A 6,000-nucleotide genomic window follows, 5' to 3' on the forward strand; every position below is an offset into this window, starting at 1 on the left:
CGCAAGGTTCGGATGGACACCAGGTCTGGCGTGAGATCGGTGGAGCAAGCAAACAAGGCGTTGAATGAGCGCATGAGCGTGTACCCGTTTTTTGAAATTTTTATGTGGTGTTCAGGGTCTTTGGTAACCGAGTCCATGGGGTCGTGACCGGACTCAATGTGGTGTCGATGGTGCGCAGTGGACGAAAAATCGTCAATTCGCCAACCGCCATTGTGTTCGATAATCGCCCGCAAAACTAACCGGGTAGTACACTTTGAATTGCTGTGCGGATTCGTCAAGCCAATAATTTGCCCAACAAGAATGTCCCCACCACCGGGAGTCGACACATGCAGCGTTCCATTGCCACCGTTTCCTTGAGCGGTACCCTGCCGGAAAAACTAGAAGCCATCGCCGCCGCCGGTTTTGACGGGGTGGAAATTTTCGAGAACGACCTTCTCTACTACGACGGCAGCCCTCGGGAAATCAGGCAGATGTGCGCTGATCTCGGGATAGCGATCACACTGTTCCAACCCTTTCGGGATTTCGAAGGTTGCCGCCGCGATCGCCTGCCGCGCAATCTGGAGCGGGCCGAGCGCAAGTTCGATTTGATGCAAGAGCTGGGCACCGACCTGGTGCTGGTGTGCAGCAACGCCTCGGCCGACTCCATCGGCGATGAGCAGATCCTGGTCGACGACTTGCGCCTGCTCGCCGAACGGGCCGGCGCTCGTGGTTTGCGGATCGGTTACGAAGCGCTGGCCTGGGGCCGCCACGTGAACACGTATCAACAGGTGTGGAACATCGTTCGCCAGGCCGATCATCCGAACCTCGGCGTGTTGCTGGACAGTTTCCATACGCTGTCGCTCAAGGGCGACCCGACGGCGATCGCCGAGATTCCCGGTGACAAGATCTTCTTCGTGCAAATGGCCGATGCACCGATCCTGGCCATGGACGTGCTGGAGTGGAGCCGGCATTTCCGTTGTTTCCCCGGCCAGGGCGAGTTCGATCTGCCGGGGTTCCTCGCGCCGATCATCAAGAGCGGCTATACAGGCCCGCTGTCGCTGGAGATCTTCAACGACGGTTTCCGCGCCGCGCCACCCCGGGCCAACGCCGCCGACGGCTTGCGTTCGTTGCTGTACCTGGAAGAGAAAACCCGCGAGCGTCTGGAGCAGGAAGCCACGCCTGTGGCCAATCGCGACATTCTGTTCGATACCCCAGGCGCCAGCGAATACAACGGCATCGAGTTTCTTGAGTTCGCCGTGGACGAAAGCCTCGGCGCGAAGTTGTCCCATTGGCTGGAGCGGCTGGGTTTCGTCAAGGCCGGGCAACACCGCTCCAAGAGTGTCAGCCTGTTGCGTCAGGGCGATATCAACCTGATCCTCAACTCCGAACCTTATTCCTTCGCCCACAGTTTTTTCGAGGCCCATGGGCCATCGCTGTGCGCCACCGCCGTGCGGGTCAAGGACAGCGCCAGTGCGTTGGCCCGAGCCGTGGCTTACAAAGGCCAGCCGTATCGCGGGCTGGTAGGCCCCAATGAACTGGAACTCGCCGCCGTGCGTGCGCCGGACGGCAGTCTGATTTACCTGGTGGACCAGGACGCCGACGTCTATGGCACCGACTTCAATCTGCAACCGGCGGCCGTGGCCAGCGGAGGCCTCAAGCGCATCGACCACATGGCCATGGCACTGCCCGCCGAYAGCCTCGACAGCTGGGTGTTGTTCTATAAAAGCCTGCTGGATTTCGAAGCCGACGATGAAGTGGTGCTGCCCGACCCGTATGGTCTGGTGAAGAGCCGTGCCTTGCGCAGCCGTTGCAGTTCGATCCGCCTGCCGCTGAACATTTCCGAGAATCGCAACACCGCGATCTCACACGCACTGTCGAGTTATCGCGGTTCCGGTGTGCATCACATCGCTTTCGATTGCGACGACATCTTTGCCGAAGTCAGCCGTGCCAAGGAGGCGGGCGTGCCGCTGCTGGATATCCCGCTCAACTACTACGATGACCTCGCCGCGCGCTTCGATTTCGACGACGAGTTCCTCAGCGAGCTGGCGTATTTCAACGTGCTCTACGACCGTGATGCCCAAGGTGGCGAGCTGTTTCACGTGTACACCGAGCCGTTCGAAGGGCGGTTTTTCTTTGAAATCATCCAGCGCAAAAACGGCTATGCGGGGTACGGCGCGGCCAACGTAGCCGTGCGACTGGCGGCCATGGCCAAATCCCGAAGTGGTGGCGTACGTCAGACAAAGTTGTAGGAAAATCGTAAACACGGGTACAAAACCGCTGCCGCGTGGCTTCCTTCACTGTGCGCAGCGGCCCATAATCGCCTACTTGTGCAGTGATGGCCGTGAGCCCGCAATGACAATAATTTCAAAACTCTCCGTAGCGCCCGAAAAGCCAATTGCCGAGCCTCGCAAGAGTCGCAAGAACAACCCGGAAAAAACCCGCGAGAACATCCTTCAAGAGGCCATTGTCGAGTTCGTCCAGCAGGGGCTTTCCGGTGCGCGCGTCGATGCGATCGCCGAGCGCATCCACACCTCCAAACGCATGATCTATTACTACTTCGGCAGTAAGGAACAGCTCTACGTCGAGGTGCTGGAAAAACTCTACGGAGATATCCGCAGCACCGAAAGTCGCTTGCACCTGGCCGAGCTGGCGCCGGTGGAGGCGATTCGGCGGTTGGTGGAATTCACCTTCGACCACCATGATCGCAACGTTGATTTCGTGCGTATCGTCTGCATCGAGAACATTCACAACGCTGAGTATGTGAAGCGCTCCGATGCGATCAAGGCGATGAACAACACCATCCTCGATTCACTGGGCGAGATTTTGCGTCGCGGGGCCGCAGAGGGTGTATTCCGCGCCGGCCTCGATCCGCTGGATGTGCACCTGCTGATCAGTTCGTTTTGCTTCTATCGCGTGTCGAACCGTCATACCTTTGGTGAGATCTTTCAGATCGACTTGCCGGACGAAAGTATCAAGCAGCGTCATCGGGAGATGATCTGCGAGTCGGTGTTGCGGTATCTGCAGGCCTGACGCCTTCGCAGGCAAGCCTCGCTCCTACGGACGATGCTTGCCTGCGAAGCTTTTCAACCATTCATGCTCTGAAAATGCTCCAGCATCCGCTGGGCATCCGGCACCACGCCGCTGAATAATTCAAACGCCTTCACCGCCTGAAACACCGCCATGTTGCCGCCGTCCAGGGTTCGGCAACCCAGCGCGCGAGCATTGCGTAGCAGTTCGGTTTCCAGCGGGAAGTAAACGATCTCCGCCACCCACAACTGCGGCCGAAGTAGTTCTACCGGCACCGGCATGCCAGGCAGCTTTTTCATGCCCATGGGCGTGGTATTCACCAGTCCATCAGCCTGACCCAGCGTCCCCGGCAAGTCATGACCGGCCACGGCGCGGCCAAAACCGAAATGCTGATTGAGGTTGTCCGCCAAAGACTGAGCCCGGCTGTGATCCACATCGAAAATGCTCAGCAGTTGTACGCCTTCGCTCAATAACGCGTGGGCCACCGCTGCGCCTGCGCCACCGGCGCCCATTTGCACCACTCGCTCACGGGCAACGTCCTGCAGGCCGCGACGAAACCCTTCGGCGAAGCCCAGGCAATCGGTGTTGTGGCCGATGCGTTTCCCGTCCTTCAACACCACCGTGTTCACCGCGCCAATGCCGCGGGCTTCCGGAGACAATTCGTCGAGCAACGGGATGATTGTCTGCTTGCACGGAAAGGTGATGTTCAGCCCGGTGAAATTCATCCGCTCGGCGGCCATCAGCAGGTCGGGCAGGGCGCCGCTGTCGAGTTTCAGCTGATCCAGGTCGATCAGTCGATACAGGTAGCGCAGACCCTGCGCATCGCCTTCGTGCTCGTGCAGCGCCGGAGTGCGGGAAGCCTGAATGCCGGCGCCGATCAGCCCGGCCAATACCACGGTGTTCTGTGTCATCACGCTTAACCTTTCAAACGTTGGCTGAAATGCTCCAGCGCCAAACGATAGCCGTGGCTGCCGAAACCGCACATCACCGCCGTGGCGATGGACGAGACAAAGGAGTGATGCCGGAAGGGTTCGCGGGCATGGACGTTGGACAGGTGCACTTCGATCACGGGCAGTTCGCTGGCGACCAGCGCATCGCGAATGGCGACCGAGGTGTGGGTCCAGGCAGCCGGATTGATGACGATCCCGGCGCAGCGGCCACGGGCGGCATGAATCCAGTCGAGCAGTTCGCCTTCATGGTTGGTCTGGCGAAACTCCACCTTCAGGCCGAACTCTTCGGCGGCGCGACCGCACAGCGCTGAAATATCCGCCAGGGTTTCGTGGCCATAAGTCGCCGGTTCACGGGTACCGAGCAGGTTCAGGTTCGGGCCGTTGAGCACCAGAACGATAGGGGACATCGGGTCTCTCCACTTATTATTGTTGGCATTGGCCGAGGGTCTCAGCCTGTGGAGATAAATTGTACTAACTGGTTAATAAGGTCAATTGTAGAGGCGCCGGCCCTGGATTATCTGTGCGGTGATCGAACATTCAGCGCGGAAGACGCTCAACCAGAAAATCGATAAACGCCCTGAGCCGCAACGGCACATGGCGGCTTTGCGGATACAGCAAAGTGAAGGGGCGGGAGCGCCCGCCATAGGGCTTGAGCACTTCCACCAGCGAGCCATCCGCCAGTTCGTTTTCGACGATGAAGCGATAGGTTTGAAACAGCCCGGCGCCGTGTTTCGCCAGCGTCACGCCGCCCAATACATCATCGGAACAGCAGTAATTACCTTCGGCCAAAATCTCCAGCGGCACGCCGTTATCGTTGAACAGCCAGGCAATCCGCCGCCCGCTGCTGGGTAGCTCGAACTGGATGCATTCGTGGTGCGCCAGGTCGTCCAGGGTTTGTGGCATGCCGGCACGCTTCAGATAGTCAGGGCTGGCGATCATCACCAGCGCGGCGTCTTCCAGTGGCCGGGCAATCAGTCCGGAGTCGGGAATCGCCCGCACACGGATGGCCATGTCATAGCCTTCGCCGACGAAATCGATGTTGCGATTGCTGATGTGCACCTCGACATTCACGGCGGGAAAACGCGCCCGGAACGCCGGCAGCAGCGGCAGGATGCGGTGGTGGGCATAGGTGGTGGGAATGCTGATACGCAAGGTGCCGGAGGGTTCCTGCTGTTGGCCCATGACTTCGCGCTGAGCCTCGACCAGTTGCGCAAGGGCCAGGCGACACTCCTCAAAATAGCGCCGGCCACTGTCGGTCAGCTTGACGCTGCGGGTGGTACGCGCGAATAGCCGCACACCCAGACGTTCTTCCATCCGCGACACCGAGCGGCTGACCGCGGCCGGGGTCACACCCGCCACCAGGGCCGCGGCGGTAAAGCTGCCCGCTTCGGCGGCCAGGCAAAACAGTTCGATGCTGCCGAGCTGAAGATCGTCGAAATGTCGCTGCATGATTGATTACACCAAGAATCAAATGGGATGCCTGAGGTGGTATTTATCAAATGCAGGCGTACAAATACAGGATTCGTTTCAACCACCAGCGCCGTTGAGTTCATCACCGGCCAGATATTGGCAGTGAAAGGATTGCTTACTCTTTTTTGCCCTGATTGGCAGGGGACGGTCGACCTGAAACGCTAGGCTCAAACGTGGTCAGCTGATCGAACGGTTAGCGCCAGTTATCGGGTTTTTCAAGGAATGGCGAATCTTCGGATTCTATAACCTAACGGATGGGTTAGCATGAATGTATGCCGCTACAAGGGATTGTCACTGGTAGTCATGTTGCGTGACGAGCATTGCTCACCACACGTTCACGTCGATGGAGGCACATGGAGCGCACGCTTTCGGTTCAGCTTCTGGCACAACGGCGTAGAGCTCTGGGATGTCATTCCTCATTCGCATCGACCTCCTCTGGCCATGCTGGAGGGGTTACGCCAGGCGCTCAGGCAACCTGCCCATTTGCGGCGAGCCCGTGGCATCTGGTGGAGCAAATTGCAGACGGCCTGCCTCGACAATCAGTTATGGGATTGGCAGGGCAATGAAGTGGTCG

6 protein-coding genes are annotated in these 6,000 nt (G+C 59.0%); 3 read left to right on the plus strand and 3 right to left on the minus strand.

Translation table 11 applies throughout. The features are described from left to right. The first annotated feature begins 326 nt into the window (after positions 1-326). Both quiC and AC1DIS_RS14480 read left to right on the plus strand, forming a co-directional pair. A complete protein-coding gene (gene quiC / locus AC1DIS_RS14475; protein WP_064620527.1) occupies positions 327-2,228 on the plus strand; it encodes a 3-dehydroshikimate dehydratase QuiC in 1,902 nt (633 codons plus the stop codon). Between the two features lie 103 nt (positions 2,229-2,331). After that, positions 2,332-3,009, plus strand: a complete 678-nt coding sequence (locus tag AC1DIS_RS14480; protein ID WP_018925803.1) for a TetR/AcrR family transcriptional regulator — start codon at positions 2,332-2,334, stop codon at positions 3,007-3,009. 53 nt (positions 3,010-3,062) lie between these two features. On the opposite strand, the gene AC1DIS_RS14485 is transcribed toward AC1DIS_RS14480, so the two are convergent. The 3 genes from AC1DIS_RS14485 to AC1DIS_RS14495 form a co-directional block, all read right to left on the minus strand. Further along, positions 3,063-3,917 carry a shikimate dehydrogenase gene (locus AC1DIS_RS14485; RefSeq protein WP_018925804.1) on the minus strand — a complete coding sequence of 285 codons (855 nt, stop codon included), beginning with the start codon at positions 3,915-3,917 and terminating at the stop codon, positions 3,063-3,065. Between the two features lie 5 nt (positions 3,918-3,922). Next, positions 3,923-4,363: a type II 3-dehydroquinate dehydratase gene (aroQ, locus tag AC1DIS_RS14490; RefSeq protein ID WP_007937291.1), complete on the minus strand. Its 441-nt coding sequence runs from the start codon at positions 4,361-4,363 to the stop codon at positions 3,923-3,925. A gap of 130 nt (positions 4,364-4,493) precedes the next feature. Beyond that, positions 4,494-5,405, minus strand: coding sequence for a LysR family transcriptional regulator (locus AC1DIS_RS14495; protein WP_477743858.1), 912 nt, complete (start codon positions 5,403-5,405; stop codon positions 4,494-4,496). A gap of 285 nt (positions 5,406-5,690) precedes the next feature. On the opposite strand from AC1DIS_RS14495, the gene AC1DIS_RS14500 reads away from it, so the two are divergent. Further along, positions 5,691-6,000: DUF4160 domain-containing protein (locus AC1DIS_RS14500; RefSeq protein WP_477780938.1), on the plus strand; the 310-nt coding region annotated here is incomplete at its 3' end.

This window comes from Pseudomonas sp. 05N433 (genome assembly GCF_056396925.1).

What these genes read in the sequence shown, in the direction of transcription:
- AC1DIS_RS14480 (WP_018925803.1), top strand. Translation starts at nt 2,332, where the DNA reads ATGACAATAATTTCAAAACTCTCCGTAGCGCCCGAAAAGCCAATTGCC.
- AC1DIS_RS14485 (WP_018925804.1), bottom strand. Translation starts at nt 3,917, where the DNA reads ATGACACAGAACACCGTGGTATTGGCCGGGCTGATCGGCGCCGGCATT.
- aroQ (WP_007937291.1), bottom strand. Translation starts at nt 4,363, where the DNA reads ATGTCCCCTATCGTTCTGGTGCTCAACGGCCCGAACCTGAACCTGCTC.
- AC1DIS_RS14495 (WP_477743858.1), bottom strand. Translation starts at nt 5,405, where the DNA reads ATGCAGCGACATTTCGACGATCTTCAGCTCGGCAGCATCGAACTGTTT.